Raw genomic sequence first — 2955 nt, forward strand, 5'->3', positions numbered from 1 at the left:
AACTCACGTGCACGGTGGTCTCGGTGATCCCGTACATGTTCACCAGCGCCGGCCGCTCACCGTGCCGCTCCAGCCACGGCTCCAGCCGGCGCAGATCCAGCGCCTCCCCACCGAAGACGACGTAGCGCAGGTGGTCCAGCCGGGACGTGCCGGCGTCGATCAGCTGGTAGAACGCCGACGGGGTCTGGTTCAGCACCGTCACCCGCTCGTCGGCCAGCAACCGCAGGAAGTCCTGCGGGGAGCGGCTGACCGCGAACGGCACCACCACCAGGCGGCCACCGGCCAGCAGCGGCCCCCACAACTCCCACACCGAGAAGTCGAACGCCGCGGAGTGGAACATCGTCCACACGTCACCCGGGCCGAACCCGAACCACTGACGGGTCGACGCGAACAACCGGACCACGTTCGCGTGCGACACCACCACGCCCTTGGGCCGGCCGGTCGACCCCGACGTGTAGATCACGTACGCGGCCTGCCCGGCCCGCGGCAGCGGCAGTTCGCCGTGCGCCGGTGTGCCCGTACGCGGCTCGTCGAGCAGCACGACCGGCACGCCCGTGTCCGGCACCCGGTCGGCCAGCTCGGCCGTCGAGAGCACCAGCACCGGCGCCGCGTCCTCCACCATGAACCGCACCCGGTCCGCCGGATAATCCACATCCACCGGCACGTACGCACCACCGGCCCGCACCACCGCCAGCAACGCCACCACCAGCTCCACCGACCGCGGCACCAGCACCGCCACCCGCGACTCGGCACCCACCCCCCGCCCGACAAGCCACCGGGCCAGACCGTCGACCCGCGCCGACAACTCGCCATAGGTCAACGACTCGCCGCCGAACGTCACCGCCGGCGCCACCGGATCCGCGGCAACCTGCCGCTGGAACAGCTCCACCAACGACGGACCATCCACCGACGCCTCACCGACCGGCTCACCGTTCCACGCGTCCAGCAACAGATCCCGCTCAGCGGGATCGACCAGATCCAGCCGGCTCACCGGCCGCTCCGGCGACGCCACCACCGCCGACAGCATCCGCAGCAGCCACACCGTCAGCCGCTCCACGGTCTGCCGGTCGAACAGGTCGACGCTGAACTCCACCTCACCGGACAGCCCGGCGTCCGCCGAGGTCTCCGACAGGATGAACAGCAGGTCGAACTTCGCGGTGTCGGTGGTGACGTGTTCGGGCGTGATGGTGATGTCGGACGGTTGGCCGTGCGGCGTGTGGTCGGTGTTCTGCACGGCCAGCATGACCTGGAACAGCGGGTGCCGGGACAGCGACCGGGCCGGGTTCAGCACGTCGACGAGGCGTTCGAACGGCAGATCCTGGTGGGCGTACGCGGCCAGGTCGGTCTCCCGTACCCGGGCCAGCAGCTCCGTGAAGCTCGGGTTGCCCGTCGTGTCGGTACGCAGCACCAGCGTGTTGACGAAGAACCCGACCAGGTCGTCCACCGCGTCGTCGGTGCGACCGGCGATCGGCGTGCCGATCGGGATGTCCGTACCGGCGCCCAGCCGGGTGAACAGCGCGGCGAGCGCCGCCTGCACCACCATGAACAGCGTGGTGCCGGTCTGCCGGGCCAGTGCGGTGAGCCCGGCGTGCAGGCCGGCGTCCACGGTGAACGCGACCGAGTCGCCGCGGTACGACGCCACGGCCGGCCGCGGCCGGTCGTACGGCAGGTTCAGCTGTTCCGGCAGCGCGCCGAGGTTTCGCGCCCAGTAGTCGAGCTGGGCGTGGATGACGCTGTCCGGGTCGTGTTCGTCGCCCAGCACCCGGCGCTGCCACAGGGTGTAGTCGGCGTACTGCACCGGCAGCGGGGTCCAGCCGGGCGCCAGGCCGGCGTTGCGGGCCTGGTACGCCACGGTCAGGTCGCGGGCCAGCGGCCGCATCGACCAGGCGTCCGCGGCGACGTGGTGCACCACGATCAGCAGCACGTGCTCGTCCGCGGCGAGGCGGAACAGCCACACCCGGACCGGCAGCTCGCCGGCCAGGTCGAACCGGTACCCGGCCGCCTCCCGCAGCCGCTGCGCCAGTTCCTCGGTGCCGCAGTCGGTCACGGTGAGCGCGGGGGTGATCTCCGCGGCCGGCAGTACCACCTGGACCGGGCCGTCCGGGTCCTCGCCGAACACGGTGCGCAGGCTCTCGTGCCGGGTGACGACGTCGGTCAGGGCGGCGGTCAGGGCCGGTACCTCGACCGGGCCGTGCAGGCGCATCGCGACCGGCACGTTGTAGGTCGCGGACGGACCCTCGATCCGGTCCAGGAACCACAGGCGTTGCTGGGCGAAGGAGAGCGGCACCCGCTCGGGCCGCGGTACGACCGCCTCGATGCCGGGCCGGCCGGCGCGGGCCGTGTCCAGCCGGCGGGCCAGGCCGGCCACGGTGGCCGTGTCGAACAGGTCCCGCACCGGCAGTTCCACGTCCAGCGCCGACCGGATCCGGCTGACCAGCCGGGTGGCCAGCAGCGAATGCCCGCCCAGGTCGAAGAACGAGTCGTCGATGCCGACCTCGGCCACCCCGAGCACCTCGGCGAACAGACCGCAGAGGATCTCCTCGCGGGCGTCGCGCGGACCCCGCCCGCTGACCGCCGCCGTCACCTCCGGGGCGGGCAGCTTGGCCCGGTCCACCTTGCCGTTGACGGTCAGCGGGAACTCGTCGACCACCACGATCGCGGCCGGCACCATGTAGTCGGGCAGGCTCTGCGCGAGCGCGGCCCGCAGCGCGGCCGGGTCGAGCCCGGCGGCGGACCGGACATAGCCGATCAGCCGGCGACCGGAGCCGGTGTCCGGGGTCGCCACCACCAGCGCCCGGTCCACCCCGTCGAGGGCGTCCAGAGCGGACTCGATCTCGCCGAGTTCGATCCGGAACCCGCGGATCTTCACCTGGTCATCGGCCCGGCCCACGTACTCCAGCACCCCGGCCGGGCTCCACCGGACCACGTCACCGGTGCGGTACATCCGCGTCCCGG

The 2955-nt window shown here is 72.4% G+C and carries 1 protein-coding gene; it reads right to left on the reverse strand.

The window, feature by feature from the left end:
* A partial coding sequence (locus LDL48_RS43130) for a condensation domain-containing protein (RefSeq protein ID WP_225260996.1) occupies positions 1-2944 on the reverse strand: 2944 nt, incomplete at its 3' end.
* Between the last annotated feature and the right edge of the window lie 11 nt (positions 2945-2955).

The organism is Jidongwangia harbinensis (genome assembly GCF_020216025.1).
Taxonomy (GTDB): Bacteria; Actinomycetota; Actinomycetes; order Mycobacteriales; family Micromonosporaceae; genus Actinoplanes; species Actinoplanes harbinensis.